Origin of the sequence: Loigolactobacillus rennini DSM 20253 (assembly GCF_001436505.1) — a bacterium.
GTDB classification, from domain to species: Bacteria; Bacillota; Bacilli; order Lactobacillales; family Lactobacillaceae; genus Loigolactobacillus; species Loigolactobacillus rennini.
This window is the reverse complement of the sequence record NZ_AYYI01000005.1, coordinates 1-22,324: the sequence shown is the minus strand read 5'-3', so window position 1 is coordinate 22,324 and position 22,324 is coordinate 1. Positions and strand designations below refer to the sequence as shown.

Sequence of the window (22,324 nt, the reverse complement as noted above, 5' to 3'; positions counted from 1 at the left end):
CTAATCGCACCTTTCTTATTGATTAATCGCCTGTTGATAAACATCTGCGGCTGCTTCCATCACGGCTTCGACTAAAGTCGGGTGCGGGTGAACCGTTTCCGCGATTTCAGCGGGACTGGCATTTAGGTAGAGCGCCACAGCCCCTTCGCCGATCATATCAGTTGCATGAGCACCCATAATACTCATCCCCACCAAGTCATCGGTTGCTTTATCTGCAAAAATTTTAACTTGGCCAGCGGTGGCTCCTTCAATCATCGCTTTACCGTTAGCTTGAAAATTAAATTGACCCGTTTGTGCTTTCGTCGCTTCGGTCACTTGCCCATCCACCCGGCCAACACTGGCAATCTCTGGCGCGGTGTAGACACAACGCGGGACCTGCTCATAATTTAAGCTAGGTGCTGCGCCGTTAACCATATGCTCAACAGCAAGTAACCCTTCCTTAATCGCAACATGGGCTAATTGTAAGGTTGGAATGACATCGCCAATGGCATAAATATTCTTAATGTTAGTTTGATAGTGCTGGTCCACCGTAATTCCCGCTTTGGTGTACTGCACCCCGGCAGCGTCCAAGCCCAATTCCTCTAAGTTAGGCTGACGACCAACTGCCATCAACACCCGCTCAGCTTGCACGTCAATGACTTCTTGATCCTTCTTTGCATGGACAACTTGCTGCTGTGCGTCAGTATCAATGGTTTGCACCGCCGTATTCAAATGCACCTGAATCCCTTGTTTTTTAAATTGCTTAAGCAACTGCTGCGCAACTTGCGCATTTTCATTAGGTAGTAACTGGCCAGTATATTCAATGATTGTGACCGTAACACCCAATTCATTTAAAATCGCGGCTAACTCAACACCGATCACCCCGCCACCGACGATGGCCATGGATTTAGGCAGTTGCGATAAGGCCAATACACCAGTGGACGATAAAATTTTGTCTTCATCGATAGTCACGTTCGGTAAGCTGCGCGGTCGCGAACCAGTTGCCACTAACAGATGTGGTGCCGAAATCTCAACATCGCCCGTAGTAGTTTCGACGCGAACAGTATCTGGTTCTGGTGAAAAAATCGACGTGCCTAAAATTGTTGCGTGCCCGTGATAAACCGTAATTTTGTTCTTTTTCATCAAAAATTGAATGCCTTGTTGCAGTTGTTGAATGATTTTTGTCTTTCGTGCTTGAATAGCCTTAAAGTCAGGGACCACATCACCAGTTAGCTTTAAACCAAAAGACTGGCTTTGCCGGATCTCTTTAAGCACTTGCGTACTCTTTAACAGTGCCTTGGTAGGAATACAACCGCGGTTTAAACAAGTCCCGCCCATTTCTGCTTCTTCGACTAACGCCACTTTTTGTCCGAGTTGATGCGCCCGAATCGCTGCCGAATAACCACCAAAGCCGCCACCGATTACTACTAAATCATATTGTTCTGCCATCAGCCAAAACCTCCGCTTCCGTTTGGTAGTCTTTGACCTTCGTTTCATGATTACTAACCCGCTGAACACCGGCATTTAGCGCCTGCATTTCAATTTCACCTGGAAAAACAGTCACTGGAGCAAGCCAACTGATCTGTTCAGTGATCGCTTGTGTTAAATACTGCGAATGCGCTAAACCACCGGTTAAAATAATCCGCTGAACATGTCCTTGCAAGACACTTGCCTGTGCGGCAATCTCCTTGTTGATTTGATAGACCATCCCCGCTAGGATCAACGCAATTCGCTGATCACCTGCTTCTGCCTTTTTAACTGCCGCGGCAACATCAGTTGAATGCAAATAAGCACTCAACCCGCCTTGACGAGTGATCATCCGTTTTAATTTTTCTTTATCTGGCTGTTGCTGATAAATATAGTCGATCAGCGCCATCGCACTGATATGTCCGGTCCGGGTAGGGCTATAAGGGCCTTCGCCGTCTAATCCATTATTCACATCGATCACCCGACCGTGCTGATGAGCACCAATGCTAATACCGCCACCTAAATGCGCCACAATTACATCTGCTTGTTCATACTGAATGCCTTTTTCCGCCAACACTTGCCGCGCAACCGCTTTTTGATTCAGTGCGTGAAAAGCAGAGCGCCGCGGCCAATTCGGTTCACCCGACAATCTAGCCACCGGTGTCAGTTCATCCACCACCACAGGATCAACAATGTAAGCTTGACACCCTGCTTTTTTAGCTACAGCGTCCGCTAAAATTGCCCCTAAGTTCGATGCATGTTCCCCATATTTCGCCGACCGCAAATCTGCTAGCATTGCCGGACTAACCACGTAAGTCCCACTAGAAATGGGGCGCATCATCCCACCACGACCGACACAAGCCATTAAATCGGTTAAAGCAATTTGCTGCTGCGTTAAAAACTGATGGATTAACTGCAATCGAAAATCTTTTTGTTCTAAAATGGTAGCATAAGGCGCTAATTCAGTGGTTGTGTGCGCTAAAGTCACTAATTTGACTTGCTTTTTCCCGACAAAAAGACCCAATTTAGTTGACGTTGATCCCGGATTGATTACTAATACATATTGCGGCACAAGCTCCCCTCCTTATTGCGATGCTAATTGTGTAGCAAACCGTAACGACGCGGCTTTATTTTCAATTTGATCACTGCGCGATGGTAAAACGACTGGCACTTTAGCACCGATAATAACGCCACCAGTTTGAATGGGAGTAAAAAGCATCAACGCTTTATACAAAATATTGCCGGCATCGATGTTTGGCACAATTAAAATGTCCGCATCACCAGCAATCGGCCCTTGAAAAGCCTTTTTCTGCACAGCTGCTGGCGATAAAGCTAAGTCCAAAGAAATCGGACCAAAGACTTCAGCTGCGATCGGCTGCTGCTGAAAATAAGTCGTTACCTGCCGCGTTAACACTGAAGATGGCATCTTGGGATTATAGTTTTCAGCTGAACTCAGTAGCGCAACTTTTGGTTTCTCGTTACCGATGGCATGGGCTGCATACACCGCGTTATTCACGATTGCAGCAAGCTGCTCTGAATTAGGTGCAATGTTCATCCCAGCATCCGACAGCAATACTGGCCGCGCCAAGTCTGGCAATTCCAATAAAGCGACATGAGATAATAATGACTGTTTTTTCAAATTAAATTCTGGCCGCAATAACGCTTTTAACAACTTATGAGTTTGAACAATGCCCTTAAAAATAACTTGACATTCACCGGCAGCCACACGAGTCAAGCCAGCGGTTACCGCGTCATCTAAAGTCTCTGCTTGATGGTAGGTACCATTAGCAGGCACTTTTGCAACTGGCTGACCGACACCAAATAATGAAAAATGCCATTGTGATGTTTGGCGGAAGTTAGCCACCAGTTGAAAAAGTGATGGATGATTTGCACCGATTAGTGCGACGTTCACTTCTGTCATAACACAATTACCTTTCTATACCAATCTAATTTTATTTATGATTTCAATTTCAGTATAACAAGTTTATTTTCTTTTGCAGCCGGTTACATTTGTCCAAAAATCACATGCTTGCACTTTATTTATCGCCGTTATTATCATCAATATGTTTACATCAAGTTCTTTATATCACAAGTCACAAAAAACATTTTTTAGTATTGACTTTTATTATCTATACCAATTATGATGTAGCTAACTTAATTCTCTGTTATATAACAATTGAAGAGGAGGAATCCAAATGTCCCACCATTCATTGTTTGCTAAAAAGCCAATCGATATCAGTCAATTTAAAAAAGGTGGCCTCGAAAGACAATTAACTGCTTTTAGTTTGACAGCAATGGGTGTGGGTGCTGTTGTCGGTGCAGGAATTTTTATTACCCCCGGGATTATTGCAGCTAATTATGCTGGGCCCGGCGCGATGTTGTCTTACATTCTTGCTGCGGCTGTCTGTGCCTTAGCAGCCTTATGCTATTCAGAATTTGCGTCGACAATTCCTTTAGCTGGCAGTGCTTACACTTATGTTTATACGGTATTTGGTGAATTACTTGCTTGGATTTTAGGTTGGGCATTAGTATCAGAATATTTGTTTGCAGTCGCTTCAGTCGCCGTTAGCTGGTCCGCTTATTTTCAGAACTTACTTTCTGGGTTTGGATTAACTATCCCGGCCTTTTTCAGTCAAGCTTATAATCAAGGAAGCGGTGGTATTGATATCATCGCCGGTTTAATCACCCTACTCATCGGCTATCTATTAGCACGCGGACTCAAGGAATCTACCCGAGTTAATTCCATTATGGTAATCATTAAAGTCGCCGTTATTTTAATTTTCTTAGCTGTCGCAATTTTTTACGTTAAACCGGCCAATTACAAACCATTTCTACCTTATGGTGCTGGCGGAATTTTGTCTGGCGCAGCACTAGCCTTTTATGCCTATATTGGATTTGACGCGGTCTCAACTGCTTCAGAAGAAGTGATCAACCCTAAACGGGACATGCCAATCGGGATCATTTCATCATTAGGGATTGCTTCATTACTATACGCTGCTGTTGCTGCTGTTTTAGTGGGGGTTGTCCATTACACAAAATTAAATGTCGGAGATCCAGTAGCATATGCCCTAAAACTGATGAACCAAAATTGGGTGGCTGGCATTGTCGCTTTAGGCGCAGTTGTGGGCATGACCACTGTTTTACTCATCATGTCATACGGCGGTACTCGCTTGATTTTTGCCGTCAGCCGCGACGGTTTATTGCCAAAAGTACTATCAAAAGTCAGTCCTAAAACCCATGTGCCTGTCATTAATACTTGGATTTTTGCTGTTGTTGCCAGTACTTTTGCAACATTGATTCCTTTGGACAAAATTACTGAATTAGTGAACATTGGCACTTTATTTGCCTTTTCTTTAGTTTCACTAGGCGTTGTCTTTTTACGGCGTTTACCAGATTACCATAAATTACCGCAAGGATTTAAAGTCCCATTTTATCCAGTCATACCACTACTTTCTTGCTTTATGTGCGTCTTATTGATGATTCAACTGCAAAAAGTGACCTGGATCGTTTTCTTCATTTGGATGACCTTAGGTTTACTGATCTATGCCACTTATAGTTACCGTCATAGTCGGTTAAAGCAAACTAAGTCTTAACTAAATCAAAAAGCCCATTTGCAAAAACAAATGAGCTTTTTACATATTCAGTTTTCATTACGCACAACCACGGGCTGCATAAATCGTTTTACATTTCATTCTGTTAAAATTTAGATTAAAGTCTCCTCACAAAACCGACTTTGTATCCCTTTTCACGTATACTAAAGTTGTCGCTAGGTTAATTGTAAAGTAGCTTTAAGGAGGCTTTGAAGTGCGCAAAATTGGTATTATCGGTTTAGGGCATGTTGGTGCAGCTTTAGCGTACACGTTGGTGATCAAAGGCATTACGGATGAATTAGTTTTAATTGATAAAACAGACCGGATCGCTTACGCTGAAAAGCTAGATTTAGAAAACGCACAAATCGGTTTGCAAACCCACACCCAAATTACCATCCAGGATTACTGCCAACTACGAGATGCCGCGATCGTCATTATCGCAAGCGCCGAAAAGACACCGACATCCCGTTCAGAAATCGCCATTAAACAACAACAAAATCAGCAGATGCTCGCAAAACTCGCACCACAAATCATGGCCAGCGGCTTTTACGGGATTTTGCTTAACATGACAGATCCCTGCGACGTCATGTCCACTGAGTTACAGCGTTTAACCAATTTACCGCAGCAGCAAGTTTTCGGCATCGGCACTTTGCTAGATTCCATGTGCATGCAGCGGACGATTGCTGAAACGCTTTTTGTTTCGCCACAAAACGTTCAAGGCTATATGCTAGGCGAACATGCTGACCAGCAATTTACTGCTTGGTCCACCATCAATGTCAATACCCAGCCAATTGCAAACGTCCTCGGCCGCTGTAAACTCGATTATCAAGCACTGGAAACTACGATCCAACAGCGTGCTGAACAAATTATTACTGGCAAAGGGTACATCAATTACAGTGTTGCCACGGCCATCATTTTAGTTATTCAAGCAATTTTTAGCGATGCGCACTTGTTACTACCCCTTTCTAGCTGGGATCCACTACACCAAGTCTACATTAGTCAACCCACGTTAATCGGCCGTCCGGGTGTCTTAAGAATCATTGATGTTGCGCTGACCGCCAATGAACAGCAAGCTTTCGAACAAGCCGCTAGTAGCATCCAGCACAAACTCATGGCAGAAAAAGCTACGGCACTTCCGTAAACTGCCGCTGAAGATCGATGACCACCGGCTGAGTCACCGTTAATGAGCCTGGCGTAACTGCACACTGGTAAGCAAGTAAGTGAACACCGTGTTGCTGCGCCATTAAAACAGCGGCATACAATGCAGGATCTCGTTGCCGATAAATCGTCATCGCCGTCACATCAGGTAGTTGCACAATAAAACATAGGTAGGCTTGATAGCCAGCTTGCTGAGCTCGGATTAGCGTTTGCACATGTTTAGTTGCCCGGGCGGTGGGTGCATCTGGAAAAGCTGCTAGTGCACCATTGGCTAACGTGACCCCTTTTAACTCAACAAAAAAGGGCTGACTTGCTGTGGCACCAAAAATATCAAACCGCGCATCTTCAAAGGTCACCTCTGGTCGCAAAGTCGTAATTGCTTCAGTTGAAATCCCAGGTAGCTGAATTCCGCCATTTTTAATACTTTCATAAGCCACATGGTTAGGTGCCTGACTATCGATGTTAATCCACCTTGTTCCCACTTTAGCAGCGACTAAATCATACTGGGTTTTACGATTCAGGTTGTCACTTTTCACCAGCGCAACCTGCCGCTGTGGCTGTAAAATCTCTTTATTGCGGCCGGTATTTTTAACGTGAACGCGAATCCGCTCATGATGCAAGTCACAAATTGCGATAAAACGGTTCGGACGGGCAATAAAATGTGCTAAATGATAATTAGCATAGCGCAAAACCAACAAATCCTTTCTAATAAGCGCGTTTAACGTCAACTAAAAAAGGGATGCCACAATTTACTTATTGCGGCATCCCTTTTTGATGGCTATGGCGCACCATCACGATTTAGACGTCAGGCAGCAACCACCAGTAAGTGAATTACGCCTTTTTCGGAGCGTACTGATCGTTAGCACGGACCACAATCACAGAGCAAGGTGCGTTTTGTGCCATGTAACTCGCCTGGGAACCGATGAAGATCCGACTCTTTTCAGTGGTTTCAGAACCCACAACCAATAGATCTGGTTGCCATTCAGGAATCACTTGGTCAACGATAACCCGACCTGGTCGACCCTCACCAATCAATGAAGTGACATCAGCAACACCAAATTTTTTCGCTTTATCAGCGTACTGATTAACTTTTGCCAAAACTTCACTACGCCGTTTTGCCAATACATCGGGTGATAACGAGTCATAAACATTCAAATCACTGGTTTCTAGAATGGTTACGATCGCTAATGGAATCCGATACGCTTTGGCTAAAGTTACGGCATAATTAAACGCACGAATTGATGAAGTCGAATCATCTTCGTCCACTGCAACCAACAACCGCCGAAAGATCATTGTTTCTACTTCAAAGTCTAATGAGTCCTGCGTTTTTTTTGCACTCATTTCCCTGATACCTCACTTTTGACTGATCTCAAATCCAATTTCATTATAGCCGCTTCGATTTACTAATAGCAAGTCATTCCACCAGTTACGTTAAAATAAAGCACCAATTTTCATTGTAAAACTACTGTCATTAAGCGAATTATAATTTATAAATTTTTTTTCGGGGATAGTAAAAGTAATTTTTCTCATACCCTTATTTTATCCAATCAACTGATGGTTTAATTTTAAAAGTCTAAAAACAATCAGTCGGTAGTAACCAAATTATCTGCAACATTATTTTTGCCGGCGTAATTGACCAGGTGACGTCACCAACTGAGCTAGCATAAAACCGACAGCAATAGCACCAGCAATCATGAGAACTTGCACTGTAAACCGAATTCCCAGTGGATAGTTTCCTAGCGCAAAAGCTCTGACAGCCCGGTAGGCAACACCACCAGGCACTAGTGGCACCAAGCCGGGAATGTTGACGATGATGACGGGAATTTTATGGCGCCGGGCAATCACCCAGCTCAATAGCGCTAATGCAAAGGCGCCGGCCAAGTTAGGCAACATTTTCCCAATTTCCAATTGTAACAAACTCCAATAAACTAACCAGCCAGTTAAACCGGTCAAACCACATACATGCAATGCACGCCGTGGCACATTGGAACAAATACCAAAACCGATGGTTGCTAAATAACTAAAAACGCCTTGCACGATAAATTGTTGCCACATCACCTGACCCCCTTTACGCAAAAAAGCGAAATACCAATGCAATTCCGATGCCAATCGCACTGACACTAAATAAAGCTTCAATGCCCCGAACAATCCCAGTCAACAAATGACCTGCTAACATGTCGCGAACAGCATTAGTAATGGCAACCCCTGGCACCAGAGGCATTACCGCACCGATAATAATCATGTCCAAACTACGGCCAAAGTGTAAGCTGATGAAAATCCAAGCCAATAAGCCAATGGTAAACGCCGCTAAAAATTCACTGAGAAAACTAACGCTTAGTTGTTCACGTACCAAATAAAAAACGGTATAACCAGCAGCTCCCACTACTGCACTAGGTAGAAAATCAATCCAATGACCACCAAACATAATCATAATTGTACAACTGACGACAGCAGCTGCAATCACTTGCAGCCATAATGGAAAATAAGGCACATCGTGATCCAAGACAGCTAAACGCTGGGATAAAACGGTTAGCGTGATTTGATGGTCCGCAAACTGCCGGGATAGTGCATTGACCCGGTCCACCTTTTCTAAATTGATCGCCCGGCTCGTCACCTGCTGAATTTGCACGGCATCATAAGTTGGTAATGACATAAATAAACCTGTCGGGGTAGTAAAAATATGGCTGTCCATCACCCCGGCATTTTGCGCGATTCGCCGCATGGTATCTTCAACACGGTACATTTCCGAACCACTTTCAATCATGATTCGACCAGCCATTAAACAGGTGGTCAATAATTGAGCTTGCCGTTTTTCATTCACGCCTGTCACCTCATTTTGATTAAAAATAAACAGCCGGCTTAAACCGACTGCCTCCTTAATAAGTCATCGCCCGGTGGTGCTGAGATGCTGCCAGCCGCCATAACCGCTGGGTACTGATTCGTTGCTGGCTTTGCCCAGTGTACGGATCATTGTAAATAAACGTGTCCCCAGTAAAACCGGTCAACAAAATGGCGTGCGCGGAAAAGCCATGCATCACCACCCAGCAGACAACCGGCTTACCTGCTGCTAATTGCTGCCGAAAAGCTTGTGGCGAACGTTGGGATAAATCCGTAAAGCTACCTAAATGTTTAGTGAAGTAATCCCGCCAAGCCGGTGGGTACATGGTATACCCGGTATCATTAAAAGGATTTCCCCAAAAGCCGTCTTCAGGATTATCAGCATAAGGAATTTCCTGAGCAATCTGGGTTAAAGTTTGTGGTTGCCCACGAAATTGTAATAGCATCGCCACATCAGTGATCTCGCAACCGGTTGGTAGAGTCGGCCGCTGACTTTTTGGCGCCACCTGCAATTGAATCGCTTCCGGTGGCTTTTTAGCCAGTTTTGCCCAGCCATTTTGAAACGCCACCGCTGCTGATGTTTTTGCTGGAACATCATGCCAACCTACAAACAATAAGGCACCCATAAAAACTGCGATTAATAAGGCTAACCCCCAAAAGCCACGCCTAATCAAACCTCTCAATTTCACTTCTGTAACCCCATTCTTCTTATAATAAAGGTATTATAACGCAAAATGATACTAAAATTTTCTTTTTTGTTGTGAAATTAAACTAACTTTAATTGTGCTAGAAAATGCCGAATAGTCGCTTCATACTTAGCTCGGTTAGTAGCATAAGCTTGCACGTGATCGGCTTGCGGCACAAAATACGCCATCTTGCGCATTGATGCAGCATGATACAAACGGCTAAACGCTTTAGGCGGCACATGACGATCATGGCCCCCATGAATGAATAACGTGGGCGTTTGACTTTTCAATAATTGGCGCAAAATGTTGCCTTCTTGATAAGCATAACCAGCTTGCCATTTGGCAAATAACGTCATCAGTGGCATCAAAGACGGTGCTGGCAGATAATAATGGGACCACATGCGATAGTAGACTTCTTTTGCAACTGAGCTGAAGCCGCTGTCTTCAATCACCGCTTTAACAGTTTGCGGCAAATCCGCTTCACCACTAGCAGCCAATACCGTTGCTGCCCCCATACTGATACCAAATAAAACCAACGTGGCAGTTGGACCATATTCTTGTGTCATCAACTGTGCCCATTGCACGTAATCTCGCCGGTCCAGCCAACCAAAACCAATGGTACGGCCACCGCTATCACCATGTCCCCGGGCATCAGGCACTAAAACATTAAAGCCTAGATCATAGAACAATTTTGCATAAGGTGCCATCTGTTCCAATGAATGGTGGTAACCATGGGCTAAAATAGCAACTTTTGTGGTTGCTTGCGCTTGTGGCAATAAAATCGCCCGCAAAGTTAATCCGTCTGCAGTTTGAATTTGCCGGTGCAATCGTTTTGTATTTTGATACCATCTTTTTTCCAACACCCAAGGATCAGATGCTGGAAAATCGATATCCCGCTGTTTTCGCACTAATTTTTTAAGGTTCAATGTCGATGCACGAAAGCTTAGATAACTACCTGTGAACAAGCCGGCACTACCTAGCAGTGCTGCTATAGTTAAATATTTTGTCTTCTTTTTCAAAGCAAAACCTCCATCATGACTTTCGGCGTTGATAGTAACGGTAACCTAATCCTAAAATTAAGGCAACGGCAGCATCAAATTGCCGATCCGATAATAAACGCCGGGCAAATAACGCCGTTTTACTACCAAAGCCGCCGACATAGCGGGTTCGCGGTCGCCGGGCAGTCGCTGCCCGCTCCATCAAATCGGCAATGGTTGTCGGAGCTGACCCCACTTTGGCAAATAAATCCAATTGCGCCGCCACTTCCCACACTAATTTTTGGTAGGCGCCAGACCCAGAATCCCGTAGCAAGGCCTGTTTGGCAATACCGGCCCATTGACTATTAGTGGCACCAGGCTCAATCATCACCACATCAATGCCAAAGGCTGCCACTTCTGTTCGTAAAGAATCACTGATACCTTCTAGCGCATGTTTAGTACCCATATACCAACCAGAAAGCGGCTCGTAAACTTTGGCTGCAATGGAAGAAGTGTTAATGATCCGACCAGAACGCTGACATCGCATAATCGGTAAAACCAGCTGGATTAATCTGACCGCACCAAAAACATTAACATCGAATTGTCGACGGCCATCAGCTAGTGGTACCTCTTCAATGGCACCATAAGTCCCAAAACCGGCATTGTTAATTAAAATATCCAAACGTTTTTGTTGCTGCATAATCACCTGTAATGCTTGTTTTAATGAAGCGTCATCCGTTACGTCCAAAGCTAAGACGTGAATGCCCAATCCCAATAGATGCCGCATTCGGGCAGTTCGCCGCGCCGCAGCATACACAATAAACCCCCGTTGCCGCAAACGAATGGCCGTTGCTTCACCAATTCCCGAAGATGCACCTGTCACTAACACAACTTGTTGATTAATCGGCCGCATTTTATCATCTCATTTCTTAATTTTAAAGCGCTGTCAAAGTACTAACGCCTATTATTTTCATGATAAGCCAAACAGCAAGCCATTAAATCCAGCCAAAAAGTGTTATACTAGTTAATAGTGAATTCAGTTGGTGGCTTGCTACCATCCGGTTAAAGGAGGGATTTAATTGGCACAATCTAATCATACAGCACCAGAAGAAAATGAACAAAGCCGGCGCTTCACTGCAGGTGATCAAGTACAAATCACCAAAGAACAAGGCATTCCGGATTGCATTGGTACCATTACCAAAAAATACGTGAATAGTGCGTTGGTTAAATTAGAAGCTGGCGGTAAAATCACCCCTAAAATTATGGAAGAAATCAATGGCCGTTATGTTGTTAGTTACCGGCATTTACAAAAGGTTCAAAGTGAACCTGAAAATGCTTAGTTAAACTAGCAATAATGAAAAGTTAAGCAATAACCTTAGCGTTGTAACTTTAGTTGCAACGCTTTTTGTGTCCTTATCGTGCGGCTTCTGTCACTAATCCTTGGCAAATTTGGTGAGTCAACAAACTAGATGTGGGACTGACTGGGTTGGCTTGTTTTCCTTGAACAGCAGCGATAAATTGCTGAATTAAAGGTGCAAAGCCACGTCGCGTTAAATTAGGCGTCCAATCTGGAAAGCTTTGCTGCGTACAGCAACCATGCTGATCTTGTTGATACGTTGCTAAATCCACCACGCGGAAAATTCCCTGTTGATTTTGAACGGTTGCAGTTTCTCGATTAGTTCCTGCCTGCATATTCAACACCGCATAAGCCGTCGCATGAGGTGCCGTCAGCAACACACTAGCCTGCTGCAAGATACCTTTTTCAGCCGTTAACTGATAATGACAAGCCTGTGGTGTTTGTCCGAATAAAAATAATGCCGTATCCACCACATGAGGCAATAGATCAAACGCGACAAACGGCACTGACTGCTGTTCTGCCACCCGTGTTTTTTGCACCCAAACCACTTGTGCTGGTTGTTGGTGTAATTTAACGTTCATCGGGGCAAAACGTCGGTTAAACCCAGCTGTGAGTAAACAATTTTGCTGAGCTGCTAACTGATAAAGCTGCTTCACCTCAGCCAAATTATCACTCACAGGCTTGTCAACATAAACATGGATTCCTGCCGCTAAGCAGCGTTTAATGTAGGCAGCGTGAGTCGGTGTCGGCGTATGAATGAAAATCGCTGCCGGCTGTTGTGCTAATAATGCCGAAAAATCTGAAACGGTATGTTTAAAACCAAATTTTTGCTGTAGCCGTTTCAATTTAACAGAATCCCGTGTACACAGAATCCAGTCAACCTGATCTTGTAATTGTGCCATCACCGGCAAATATGCTTTTTGGGCAATATTGCCAAGTCCAAACACACCAATTTTCAACATCTTGATTCCACCTTTTAATTAAGCAATTTTATTTAACCTTAATTTTCACCAGCCCAAAACCGCTGTAAATTGGCCACCAATTGGGCAGCAACTTTTACTGGCGCCAAATGATGAATCCGCGATAAGGCCTGAATGCCAGTACTCATTTGTTCTGGGTAAGCACTTAACGGTAATTCTCGGCTTAAAGCCCACGTCATACCAGCCATTCCATCTGATTCTAATAATACTTTATTTAAGGGTAGTGCTTGCAACAAATAATGAACACTTTCTTCAGTTGCAAACGACGGTCCAATACTGAAATAACAACCTAAATCCAAAAAATCTTCAATGTATTCCGTACTTGAATACCAATGTAATAAATAAGTATTAAAATAAGTTTTCAAAATCCGCAGGGTTTCTTTTTCCTGACCTTTAGTGTGGATAATCACCGGCTTATGTGCTTTTTCCGCATAGGCTAACTGTTTGGTAAAAACTTGCTGCTGCAATTGCAAAGGCAGCTTAGTCCACACATTATCCAGACCAATTTCACCGACCACTGGTACTTGTTTTAAAATTGGGGCCATATCTGACCACTTCATTTGATCAGCTTGCCAAGGATGAATACCAGCACTTAATTTTAAACGCCGATTTCGCCCCACCCAAGCTTGATTTTGTTCAAATTCAGCCGGTGACCCACAATTAAGTGTCGCATAAACTTTTTCACGTTTTAATAAGCGGACAAATTGCTGATTATCCACGTGTGTGTGGGCATCAATTAATTGCATTCTCATTCTCCTTTATCCTGCTTTTAATTGTATCACGAAATTTTTTTGATTTTTTTAATGCACTGAAAACGATTGATGTTATACTAAGGGCACCCAAAGTGTTAGTTTAAAACTTACAATTCAAGGAGGAACTATTTTGCAAAAACTTATTAAGATAACCACCATTTTTACCTTGGGTGTCGGCTTACTGGGAACCGGGGTGCAACCAGCAGCTGCCAAAGCAAAAAAATCAATTAAGGTAAGAGTCACATTAACTGTTAACCATAAAAAGATCAGCCGGAAAAAGATTAAAACCACTCGTAAAACTTCTGTGATGAAGATCATGAAGAAGCATTACAAAGTTAAAGAAGACGACGGTATGATCACGTCTATCAATGGGCATAAACAAAATAAAAAGACACAAAAATATTGGTTATACAGTATTAATGGTAAGGATGCAACCAAAGGTGCCGCTAAAACTTACCTGAAGAATAACGATAAAGTGCACTTTAAGTTAAATGCTGAAAAGTAAATCACGTTATACCCCACGATATATTGCTATTATCGCACTGGTGACGGCGTTATGCGTTGTCGGCCGGTATTTATTCCAATTTTTACCTAACATTCAGCCAGTGACTGACATCATCATTTTCATGACCTTAAGCTGGGGGTTTATTGCAGGTAGCAACATCGCTATTTTATCTATTTTGATTTCTAACGTTCTCTTAGGTTTCGGCCTGTGGACAATCCCGCAATTACTCGCTTACTTAGTGGTCGTCGTTGGTGCTTGGCTTATCGGGCACTGGCAGTTTGTCCAACAACACTTATGGGTACAGGCGTTACTCAGCCTGTTTGCTGGCTACATATACGGATTTTGTGTCAGTTTAGGCCAATATCCGCTATTAGGTGGCTGGCGGCAATTTATCGCGTATTACATTGCCGGGCTTTACTTTGATAGTTTACATGCAGTAGGTAATTTTGTGCTTTATTTTAATTCCACCATTGGCTAAAATTTTACCGCAGCTCAATAAGCGTTAAACTAAAGCCATTACGTTTGTCTGATGTTAATAATTCATAAAACCAAGGATGATAATGCACTATTGCCAATTAATGGCGCCCTTGGTTTTATTTTTACAAATAAATGACAGGTTGCCGCTTTTAATTTTTAGTAAAAATGAAAGCGCTGCTTTATAAAACGAGGCATCATAAAATGAAAAATCAACAACAAAGAAAAACTAATGTTCGTTGGAAAATCGGAACACTAATGTGGTTAGCGATTACCATTAATTATTTAGATCGCGCTAATCTATCTGCTGCGTCAACGGATATTATGCGAGAATTTAGTTTAAACAGTGCACAAATGGGAATCGTCATGTCAGCTTTTTTCTGGTCTTATTTAGTTTTTCAGATTCCTTCTGGTTGGCTAGCTGATCGGGTAGGTCACCGGATTAGCATGGCGTTAGCAGTGGGATGGTGGTCCATCGCCACCGCCATGACAACGCTAGCTCGTGGCTTTTCCAGTTTAATTGGTCTGCGACTGCTGCTTGGGATCGGTGAAGCTGGTGCGATGCCATCAAATAGTGGAATTGCAACGCGCTGGTTCCCTGATAAAGAGCGGGGAAAGATTTCTGCCTTCTATGATACCGGAAGTAAAGTTGGCACCGCTGTTGCTATGCCATTGATTGTTTGGATTATTTCCCATTGGGGCTGGCAAGCTTCGTTTATCGTTTCTGGTAGTTTTGGCATCATCTGGGTGCTACTTTGGATTTGGTACTACAATGATCCAGAAAAAAATAAATTCGTTAATCAAGCTGAGCTCAGTTACATTCGCAATGGACAAAAGAAAAAGGAAGGATTAGGTAATCAAAAAGCACCATTAAAATGGTATCAACTCTTAAAATATCGCAATGTTTGGGCGGTTTGCTTCGGCTTTATGGCCTTAAACTACGCCATTTTCTTCTTCATCACTTGGTTTCCTAATTATTTGGTCGAATCACGCGGAATGGAAGCCATGACCATGGGGTTTACCGCAATGATTCCGCCTTTAGCCGGTATTGCGGGTGAACTCCTAGGCGGTTGGTGTACCGATTATTTATATGCGGTTAAACACAAATCTTTAACCTTTTCCAGAAAATTTAACTTAGTCATCGGTATGTTAGTGGGTACCGCTATTCTCTTTGCAGGACTCACCCGTTCCCTAGTTCTGAGCGTCACTTTATTATCCATCTCATACGCTGGCCTAGCATTTGCCGCACCAGCGCTTTGGTCAATTCCTGGCGATATGGCACCAGCTAACATGTCTTCAACTTTAGGTGGTATTCAAAATACTGCTTCTAATTTAGGTGGTGTTCTAAGTCCAATGATCACTGGTTTTATCGTCACACTCACTCATTCTTATGTATCTGCACTAGTCTTATCCGGTGTGATCACTTTTTTGGGTGCATTATCCTTTGGCCTTTGGTTAGGTAAAATTGAACCTTTGAAAGCACCAATTAAATCCGCTTAAACTAAATTCGTTGTAAAACAGTAAAAACCGACCCAGTCACTATCTAAGTGATCGAGTTGGTTTTTTGCTTAACACTTTAGCATTATTTGGGAGCACAACACTTGACTGAACTAAGCCAATGCTCAATAATTACCCGTCTGTTTGGCAATTTTTTACCATCATCCGTTTAAACGTGGTTGAGCAGACAACTATTTCCGCTTAGCTACATTTAAGGGGACAATTCGCTTTGCGAATCATCCCCTTAAATTAGGCTAATGCTCAATAGTTACCCGTCTGCTCAACCACTCTTTTATTTTGTATCCGCTAATTCTTTAAACCAACGCGCACTTTCTTTGATTTCACGTTTTTGGGTGTCAAAATCCACGTAGAATAAGCCATAGCGCTTATTATAGCCATTTGCCCAAGAAAATTGATCTTGCAGCGACCAAACGAAGTACCCTTGTACATTAACCCCTTCTGAGCGTGCTTTTAAAATTGCTTCTAAATGTTGATCAATATAATCAATCCGGGGTTGATCATCGATAATCTGATCAGGTCCCTCATAATGATCCTTAAATCCTAAACCATTTTCTGTAATGTAAATGGTTTTGCTATTTGGATAAACTCTAGCAACCCGTTTCAAAACATCATATAACCCTTCTGGGTAGATATTCCAATCCCAATCCGTTTGTGGAACACCCGGTTTTTTAACGATTTCGCCAACACCTTTGAATTTGAAGGAGGAAGTCCCCTTTTCACCAGTACCATTAAATTGATTGGTGCTTTCACCTTCATAAGCTTGGATGAATTGTGATTGATAATAATTTAATCCAAAGTAATCATTTTGTGGTGCCGCTTTTGCTAAAATGTCCATATCACCAGGTTGGATGTCTAGTTTGGCATTATTTTTTTCTAAAATTTCATTGATCAATGCCATAGTCTCCGTAGTGTAGTGGCCTAAGAACGTCCCATCCAACAAGAAGCGATTTAAGAAAGCATCGTACAAAGCCGCAGCGTGTTTATTTTCTGGTGTTTCTGTAATTGGATAAATCGGCTGTAGCACATGAATTAGCCCAATACGACCTGGCAATTGCATCTCCCGGTACAAATTAACAACCCTTGCGTGTGCTAATAATTCATTGTGTTCTGCCTGAATCGCACTAGTAACATCAAAGTGATGATTAGGCGGGAAATTACCACCGATGTACTGTGAAGTTGCTAAGGAAATTAATTCATTAATGGTGAACCAATTGTTAACTTCTGGAAATTCTTTAAAACAGAATTTAGCGTAATCAACAAAATAATCAATGTTTTTCCGGTTGAGCCAATCGCCATCATCAAATAGCGTTTTTGGTGAATCAAAATGATGCAGTGTAACATACGGCTCAACATTATTATCTAAGCATTCCTTAAAGAGACGATGATAAAATGCCACACCTTTTTGATTAACCTCGCCGTAACCTTTAGGAAAAATACGGGTCCAAGCAATTGAGACACGAATTGCATTTAATCCATACTGTTTAGCTAGTTTGATATCTTCTGGATAACGATTATAAAAATCACTTGCAGGATCTGGAGAAAAGCGGCCTTGCGCTTTGAGATAATCATCCCACATGGTTTTGCCTTTGCCGTCGACTTGTGTACTGCCTTCTACTTGATAAGCGGCGGTTGCGCCACCCCAAACAAAATTAGCTGGTAACTTTTTAACACGATTTAACACACTAATTCCTCCTTCTATATTTAACTTAATTTGGATTAATTAATTCGTTGCGCCAGTAGCGTCAGCATTTTTTTGTTTTAATTTATCAACAATAAAGTGCAATGCTTTATCTGCATGCCGGGTCAAATCAATGTATTGTTTCCCAGTAGTAGTAATCATTTGTACATCACTGTGGTCGGCTTCTTGCTGTAGCGAATCCCGCATGGCATCCATCTGCGGTGCTAAAACAACAACATCCATATCTGGTAACAGGTCACTATGCGCACCGTAAGCTGCTGCGGCTGCTTCAACTGGCATTTCTTTTTCTTTAGCTAATTTATTGATGGCTTTAGCTAAAATCCCACTAGTACCACCACCAGCACATAAGACTAAAATATTTAATTCTTTTTGATCCTTGGTTAACGTTAACGGAATATCACTATTTTCAGTTGTTGCGACAGTTTCAGGCGCTGGTTCCTCGCTTGATTCAACTGTTGCAGCTGGTGCATCAGAACCAGCTTGTTCAGCTGCTAATGCTTGTTGCTCTTCTTCAACTTTTTGCGTGTCGTAAGCTTTAAAGAATGGGTAGTAGCAAGCCACGTCCATCACAAGAATCAATGCAATTAGAATTAGCGATTGAATTGAGAAACCAACACCCATGTATAGTCCAATTGGTCCCGGCGTTGTCCATGGTAAGTTATAAATAAACCCACTCATACCAAAGAAATCGACGAAGATCTTAAACAGCCAAACGTTGAAAATTGGTGTCAAAATGAATGGCAAGAAGAAGATCGGGTTCAAAATTAAAGGTGCACCAAATAAAATTGGCTCGTTTACCCCAAAAGTAACCGGAATCGATGCCGCACGCCCAACGGCTTTTAATTCTTTAGATTTAGCCCATAAAGCGAACATGTAGGTGATCACCAGAGTCGCACCAGTCCCACCGATCGTGGCAACAAAGTATTGTGTTCCCTGTGCTAAAATATTAGATGCATGACCGCCTGCTTGGAAAATTTTTAAGTTGGCTTCCACATTGGTTAAGTAAATGGCCGTCACTGCTGGTTCAACAATCGATGGTCCCTGAATCCCGATGAACCAGAAAAAGGCCATGGCGCCATAAACAATGGCTAAACCAAAGTAACCATCTGCCGCAGTAAATAATGGGGATAGTACTTGAATAATCCAAGCGGCTAAGTTAGTCCCTGTCAATGTCCGGAAAACGATATCAAATAACCAGAAAAAGGTGGTGGCAAAAGCAAACGGAATGATGTTGGCAAAAGCCGATGAAATGTTTTGTGGTACTTGATCTGGCATCTTAATGGTAATGTGGTGCTTAAAGCAATAGTAATAAATATTAGGGACAACAAATGCGACAAGAAATGCACAGATCAACCCTTTAGTCCCCATAAAGTCAGTGGTGAAAAACAAGCCAGCTTTATTACTAAAAGGATCAACAGCTACCAACAAAAAGGCAATCTGAGCCGCAAACATTACGGAAGCCACGGGTACTTGGTTAATTTTTGACAACCGTAAGTTCAAACTTTTTGACAATGCCCGGGCAACATTAGCTGTTGCCATCAATGACAAAACACCCATTGAGTAGTTATAAACTTTCATTAAGGAATCGTTAACATTAGTCGGCCAGTAAAAGCCCCAAATGTTTGGCACTGCAGAAACTAACAGAAATAAACTTGAAAAAATAATGATTGGCATTAATGAAATAAAGCCATCACGTACCGCTCGTAAGTATATATTAGCCGATAATTTACGGAAAAACGGTTGCGCTTTTTCAATCTGCTTAACAATGGTATTCATAATCTAACCCCTCTTACTGATTAATCCCCAACTTAGCTTCAATCTTTGCGATCCGCTCATATTCATCAATAAAATAACTGACTTGATCCTTTAACATCATGGTGGTCATTAAGGTGTCTTGACCGTGAACCATGATGAAGGTCACATCTAAATCATCGCCATCCGCCTCTTTACTCAATAATTTAGTTTGTTCATTGTGAGCATCCACAATGGACTTGTTTGAATCTTTTACTAGTTCCCGGGCCTTTTCAAAATGACCATCCCGTGCATTATCTAATGCCTTTAATAAAGCTGTTTTTGCATCGCCTGCATAGGCGACGATGGCAAACCCTGTCATCGAAATATCCTCTCTTGATACCATATTAATTGTCCTTTCTTATTGATTTTCTTGGTTTTTCATTGATTAAACGCTGAATGTGGATAATAAAATAAAGCCGCTCATTTTCACTCATACTGGGATATAATTTTGATTTAATTTCCGTAAAAATCTCATTTGCAATGGCATATGAGCGGGGATAACTTTCTTTTAACTCTGCCGCCACTGCCGGAACAATAGTGGCATTATCTGTATCTAACCGTTGAATCCGGTCAATTAAATACTGCAAATGGATCATAAAACGATCATAATAATTGCTATTGCTAGTTGAACGCAGGATCGTGTGCCGCTTCAAAATGCGCTGGACCAATTTATTAACATCTTGGGCACTGATCCGACTGAATGATTGCTCAGTATCGCTTTCACCATAGGCATTAATAAAATGTAAAGCGATATTTTTAGCTTCTGAATCTGGAAAACGCACCCCTAAATTGTGATTAATAATTTTCAATGCTTGATCTGCAACTGCATACTCGGTAGGATATTGGACATGCAAATCCGGCACTAAACTGTCCGCATATGTATGTGCTTGGTACCGTTTATAAGCACCGTAAAGATGATCACTCAATGTAATGTAGATGTAATCAAGTACAGGTAAATGGTACTGGTGTTCAGCCAAGTCAATAATTTCATAGGTGGTTGTCACCACATCAATTGGAATATCCTTCATCAAAAAATAAAGATTTTGCTGTGAGGTTTTTGTTTCTAGATAGAATATCTTTTCCACATTTTCGGTAGTGATGCTGTCACCCCGGTGCTTGTGGAAAACAATTCCTTTACCCTTAACAATGGCTTGCCGGTGATCATCTAAATCAACTAACGCCACATTGTTATTAAAAACTTGGGCAATCTTTAACATGAAGTTCACCTCCTATTCAGTTTTTCCAATAAAAAAACCACAAACTATTTATGTAGTCTCCTGCATAAATAGTTTGTGGTTACGCCTAATCTAATAGTAACATTCCACAACGGATATTCCTTTTTGACAAATACAGTATAACACATTTCATCACGATGTAAACGCTTTTTATCCAATGTGTAAATCTGTTACTTTGTGATTAAGCAATCCGTTACGAGCATTTTGGGTAATGAATCCCGTAAGCTCGATTAAGCATCCTTAGCTGGCAAATGATTTTGACTGTCTGTTTTAACCACTAAAACATCAGTCAGTGCATTCCGGTTAACGTAGGTTGCAACAGAACCAATTAGCATCCGTTCCACCGCATTTAAACCTGTCGCACCAATCATAATTAAATCATTGTGGTGTTCTTTAGGAAAATCATACGCAATGACTGTTTTAGGATTACCAAAGCGAATGTGAATATTGATATTCGTGAATTTTGTTTCCTTTTCAATCTGATCGACTAGCCGATCTAAATAGACCTTAACGTCTTTTGACATCTTGTAGATGACACTACCATCGACAAAGCCTGAGTAACTAACTTCGTATTGCTGGGTGGCGAGAACATCTAGAATATCTAAATGGGCTGCATTCCGCTTGGCAACCTCGACCGCTTTGGCTAAAGCAAGTTCAGCTTCCTTAGACCCATCGATCGGCACCAAAATATTATGGTATTCTTGTAGCATTTAACCAGCCTCCTTAATTTCTGTCCTGTTGCTCACGCTTTCATTATAGCCCAATCATGCCATCATTGCCTACCCAGAAATACTAATGAAACTGAGTGCCAATCAAACGCGTCCGCATCAATCATCATTGAAAAAAACGCGCTAATTTATTTAAACATGTACCAGAAAGCAGCTTCTTCCGTCTGCCATGTTTCAACTCGGCGGTTTGCGCCGTAGTTGAATGGTCAACGTCTGCAGCATGAAAGATTTTCGGCACGAAAATCATCCTTAACTGCGGAATAGTAGCGCCAAAAAGCCGCTATTTGCTTCGCAAATAACGGCTTTTTTATGCTAGTACTCAGAAGCTAACCGCTACTGCGATTAGCCACCTTAACTGCTATAAACGTGAGCCATGAGACAGTTTTTTCCGCTTAGCTACAGACAGGCAACCATTTGCTTCGCAAATACTTACCTGTCTTAGGCTAATATCACCCGCTTAACTCACTCAAACGTGTACCAGAAAGCAACTTCTTCCGTCTAGCGCCAAAAAGCCGCCATTTGCTTCGCAAATATAAAGTGAACCCCTAACGTTGGACAACTAAATCCAACGTTAGGGGTTTTACTAT

24 protein-coding genes are annotated in these 22,324 nt (G+C 42.3%); 6 read left to right on the top strand and 18 right to left on the bottom strand.

Features of this window, described 5'->3' with window-relative positions:
* Positions 1 to 15: 15 nt before the first annotated feature.
* Genes lpdA through FC24_RS00735 form a run of 3 tightly spaced genes read right to left on the bottom strand, consistent with a single transcriptional unit; the run spans position 16 to position 3,367 of the window.
* Positions 16 to 1,428, bottom strand: coding sequence for a dihydrolipoyl dehydrogenase (lpdA, locus tag FC24_RS00745; RefSeq protein WP_057872956.1), 1,413 nt, complete (start codon positions 1,426 to 1,428; stop codon positions 16 to 18).
* A complete protein-coding gene (gene buk, locus FC24_RS00740; RefSeq protein ID WP_057872955.1) occupies positions 1,412 to 2,518 on the bottom strand; it encodes a butyrate kinase in 1,107 nt (368 codons plus the stop codon). The genes lpdA and buk overlap by 17 nt, the downstream gene beginning before the upstream one ends.
* A 12-nt stretch (positions 2,519 to 2,530) precedes the next feature.
* The gene (locus FC24_RS00735) at positions 2,531 to 3,367 is read right to left on the bottom strand and encodes a phosphate acyltransferase (protein WP_057872954.1); all 837 of its coding nucleotides are present in this window, start codon (positions 3,365 to 3,367) and stop codon (positions 2,531 to 2,533) included.
* Between the two features lie 274 nt (positions 3,368 to 3,641).
* On the opposite strand from FC24_RS00735, the gene FC24_RS00730 reads away from it, so the two are divergent.
* Together FC24_RS00730 and FC24_RS00725 are read left to right on the top strand one after the other, a co-directional pair.
* Positions 3,642 to 5,039: an APC family permease gene (locus FC24_RS00730; protein WP_083485585.1), complete on the top strand. Its 1,398-nt coding sequence runs from the start codon at positions 3,642 to 3,644 to the stop codon at positions 5,037 to 5,039.
* Positions 5,040 to 5,250: 211 nt separating this feature from the next.
* Positions 5,251 to 6,177 (top strand): lactate/malate family dehydrogenase, encoded by a 927-nt coding sequence (locus FC24_RS00725; protein WP_057872952.1) that lies wholly within the window; start codon positions 5,251 to 5,253, stop codon positions 6,175 to 6,177.
* Here the strand turns inward: FC24_RS00725 and sfsA are convergent.
* The 7 genes from sfsA to FC24_RS00690 form a co-directional block, all read right to left on the bottom strand.
* A complete protein-coding gene (gene sfsA / locus FC24_RS00720; RefSeq protein ID WP_057873017.1) occupies positions 6,161 to 6,883 on the bottom strand; it encodes a DNA/RNA nuclease SfsA in 723 nt (240 codons plus the stop codon). The two genes, FC24_RS00725 and sfsA, sit on opposite strands and share 17 nt — an antisense overlap.
* Before the next feature lie 142 nt (positions 6,884 to 7,025).
* On the bottom strand, positions 7,026 to 7,535 hold the full coding sequence (locus FC24_RS00715; protein WP_057872951.1) for a universal stress protein: 510 nt from the start codon (positions 7,533 to 7,535) through the stop codon (positions 7,026 to 7,028).
* Between the two features lie 273 nt (positions 7,536 to 7,808).
* Positions 7,809 to 8,249, bottom strand: a complete 441-nt coding sequence (locus FC24_RS00710) for a threonine/serine exporter family protein (protein WP_057872950.1) — start codon at positions 8,247 to 8,249, stop codon at positions 7,809 to 7,811.
* Positions 8,250 to 8,262: 13 nt separating this feature from the next.
* Positions 8,263 to 8,973: a threonine/serine exporter family protein gene (locus FC24_RS00705; protein ID WP_057873016.1), complete on the bottom strand. Its 711-nt coding sequence runs from the start codon at positions 8,971 to 8,973 to the stop codon at positions 8,263 to 8,265.
* A 97-nt stretch (positions 8,974 to 9,070) separates the two neighbouring features.
* Positions 9,071 to 9,721, bottom strand: a complete 651-nt coding sequence (locus FC24_RS00700; protein WP_235807283.1) for a C39 family peptidase — start codon at positions 9,719 to 9,721, stop codon at positions 9,071 to 9,073.
* Positions 9,722 to 9,798: 77 nt separating this feature from the next.
* Positions 9,799 to 10,737 (bottom strand): alpha/beta hydrolase, encoded by a 939-nt coding sequence (locus FC24_RS00695; RefSeq protein ID WP_057872949.1) that lies wholly within the window; start codon positions 10,735 to 10,737, stop codon positions 9,799 to 9,801.
* A gap of 13 nt (positions 10,738 to 10,750) precedes the next feature.
* Positions 10,751 to 11,608: an oxidoreductase gene (locus FC24_RS00690; protein WP_057872948.1), complete on the bottom strand. Its 858-nt coding sequence runs from the start codon at positions 11,606 to 11,608 to the stop codon at positions 10,751 to 10,753.
* A 166-nt stretch (positions 11,609 to 11,774) separates the two neighbouring features.
* On the opposite strand from FC24_RS00690, the gene FC24_RS00685 reads away from it, so the two are divergent.
* On the top strand, positions 11,775 to 12,035 hold the full coding sequence (locus FC24_RS00685; protein ID WP_057872947.1) for a hypothetical protein: 261 nt from the start codon (positions 11,775 to 11,777) through the stop codon (positions 12,033 to 12,035).
* Positions 12,036 to 12,108: 73 nt separating this feature from the next.
* Here the strand turns inward: FC24_RS00685 and FC24_RS00680 are convergent, their stop codons facing one another.
* Together FC24_RS00680 and FC24_RS00675 are read right to left on the bottom strand one after the other, a co-directional pair.
* The gene (locus FC24_RS00680; protein WP_057872946.1) at positions 12,109 to 13,014 is read right to left on the bottom strand and encodes a Gfo/Idh/MocA family protein; all 906 of its coding nucleotides are present in this window, start codon (positions 13,012 to 13,014) and stop codon (positions 12,109 to 12,111) included.
* Between the two features lie 38 nt (positions 13,015 to 13,052).
* Positions 13,053 to 13,778, bottom strand: coding sequence for a TatD family hydrolase (locus FC24_RS00675; protein ID WP_057872945.1), 726 nt, complete (start codon positions 13,776 to 13,778; stop codon positions 13,053 to 13,055).
* A 136-nt stretch (positions 13,779 to 13,914) separates the two neighbouring features.
* On the opposite strand from FC24_RS00675, the gene FC24_RS00670 reads away from it, so the two are divergent.
* From FC24_RS00670 to FC24_RS00660, 3 genes are all read left to right on the top strand, one after another.
* Positions 13,915 to 14,289: a DUF4430 domain-containing protein gene (locus FC24_RS00670; RefSeq protein ID WP_057872944.1), complete on the top strand. Its 375-nt coding sequence runs from the start codon at positions 13,915 to 13,917 to the stop codon at positions 14,287 to 14,289.
* Positions 14,276 to 14,767 (top strand): hypothetical protein, encoded by a 492-nt coding sequence (locus FC24_RS00665; RefSeq protein WP_235807282.1) that lies wholly within the window; start codon positions 14,276 to 14,278, stop codon positions 14,765 to 14,767. Before FC24_RS00670 ends, FC24_RS00665 begins: the two co-directional genes overlap by 14 nt.
* A gap of 200 nt (positions 14,768 to 14,967) precedes the next feature.
* Positions 14,968 to 16,263 (top strand): MFS transporter, encoded by a 1,296-nt coding sequence (locus FC24_RS00660; protein WP_057872943.1) that lies wholly within the window; start codon positions 14,968 to 14,970, stop codon positions 16,261 to 16,263.
* 289 nt (positions 16,264 to 16,552) lie between these two features.
* Here FC24_RS00660 and lacG read toward each other — a convergent pair whose 3' ends face one another.
* From lacG to FC24_RS11855, 6 genes are all read right to left on the bottom strand, one after another.
* On the bottom strand, positions 16,553 to 17,968 hold the full coding sequence (lacG, locus tag FC24_RS00655; RefSeq protein WP_191980365.1) for a 6-phospho-beta-galactosidase: 1,416 nt from the start codon (positions 17,966 to 17,968) through the stop codon (positions 16,553 to 16,555).
* A 33-nt stretch (positions 17,969 to 18,001) separates the two neighbouring features.
* Positions 18,002 to 19,756 (bottom strand): lactose/cellobiose PTS transporter subunit IIB, encoded by a 1,755-nt coding sequence (locus tag FC24_RS00650; protein WP_057872941.1) that lies wholly within the window; start codon positions 19,754 to 19,756, stop codon positions 18,002 to 18,004.
* A gap of 13 nt (positions 19,757 to 19,769) precedes the next feature.
* Positions 19,770 to 20,117: a PTS lactose/cellobiose transporter subunit IIA gene (locus FC24_RS00645; RefSeq protein ID WP_057872940.1), complete on the bottom strand. Its 348-nt coding sequence runs from the start codon at positions 20,115 to 20,117 to the stop codon at positions 19,770 to 19,772.
* Position 20,118: 1 nt separating this feature from the next.
* Positions 20,119 to 20,991: a transcription antiterminator LacT gene (gene lacT, locus FC24_RS00640; protein ID WP_057872939.1), complete on the bottom strand. Its 873-nt coding sequence runs from the start codon at positions 20,989 to 20,991 to the stop codon at positions 20,119 to 20,121.
* Positions 20,992 to 21,239: 248 nt separating this feature from the next.
* Positions 21,240 to 21,719 (bottom strand): universal stress protein, encoded by a 480-nt coding sequence (locus FC24_RS00635; RefSeq protein ID WP_057872938.1) that lies wholly within the window; start codon positions 21,717 to 21,719, stop codon positions 21,240 to 21,242.
* A 124-nt stretch (positions 21,720 to 21,843) separates the two neighbouring features.
* Positions 21,844 to 21,975 (bottom strand): hypothetical protein, encoded by a 132-nt coding sequence (locus FC24_RS11855; protein ID WP_268872291.1) that lies wholly within the window; start codon positions 21,973 to 21,975, stop codon positions 21,844 to 21,846.
* Positions 21,976 to 22,324 lie beyond the last annotated feature (349 nt).

What these genes read in the sequence shown, in the direction of transcription:
- lpdA (WP_057872956.1), bottom strand. Translation starts at nt 1,428, where the DNA reads ATGGCAGAACAATATGATTTAGTAGTAATCGGTGGCGGCTTTGGTGGT.
- FC24_RS00735 (WP_057872954.1), bottom strand. Translation starts at nt 3,367, where the DNA reads ATGACAGAAGTGAACGTCGCACTAATCGGTGCAAATCATCCATCACTT.
- FC24_RS00730 (WP_083485585.1), top strand. Translation starts at nt 3,642, where the DNA reads ATGTCCCACCATTCATTGTTTGCTAAAAAGCCAATCGATATCAGTCAA.
- FC24_RS00715 (WP_057872951.1), bottom strand. Translation starts at nt 7,535, where the DNA reads ATGAGTGCAAAAAAAACGCAGGACTCATTAGACTTTGAAGTAGAAACA.
- FC24_RS00710 (WP_057872950.1), bottom strand. Translation starts at nt 8,249, where the DNA reads ATGTGGCAACAATTTATCGTGCAAGGCGTTTTTAGTTATTTAGCAACC.
- FC24_RS00705 (WP_057873016.1), bottom strand. Translation starts at nt 8,973, where the DNA reads ATGGCTGGTCGAATCATGATTGAAAGTGGTTCGGAAATGTACCGTGTT.
- FC24_RS00690 (WP_057872948.1), bottom strand. Translation starts at nt 11,608, where the DNA reads ATGCGGCCGATTAATCAACAAGTTGTGTTAGTGACAGGTGCATCTTCG.
- FC24_RS00680 (WP_057872946.1), bottom strand. Translation starts at nt 13,014, where the DNA reads ATGTTGAAAATTGGTGTGTTTGGACTTGGCAATATTGCCCAAAAAGCA.
- FC24_RS00675 (WP_057872945.1), bottom strand. Translation starts at nt 13,778, where the DNA reads ATGCAATTAATTGATGCCCACACACACGTGGATAATCAGCAATTTGTC.
- FC24_RS00665 (WP_235807282.1), top strand. Translation starts at nt 14,276, where the DNA reads ATGCTGAAAAGTAAATCACGTTATACCCCACGATATATTGCTATTATC.
- FC24_RS00660 (WP_057872943.1), top strand. Translation starts at nt 14,968, where the DNA reads ATGAAAAATCAACAACAAAGAAAAACTAATGTTCGTTGGAAAATCGGA.
- FC24_RS00650 (WP_057872941.1), bottom strand. Translation starts at nt 19,756, where the DNA reads ATGAATACCATTGTTAAGCAGATTGAAAAAGCGCAACCGTTTTTCCGT.
- FC24_RS00645 (WP_057872940.1), bottom strand. Translation starts at nt 20,117, where the DNA reads ATGGTATCAAGAGAGGATATTTCGATGACAGGGTTTGCCATCGTCGCC.
- lacT (WP_057872939.1), bottom strand. Translation starts at nt 20,991, where the DNA reads ATGTTAAAGATTGCCCAAGTTTTTAATAACAATGTGGCGTTAGTTGAT.
- FC24_RS00635 (WP_057872938.1), bottom strand. Translation starts at nt 21,719, where the DNA reads ATGCTACAAGAATACCATAATATTTTGGTGCCGATCGATGGGTCTAAG.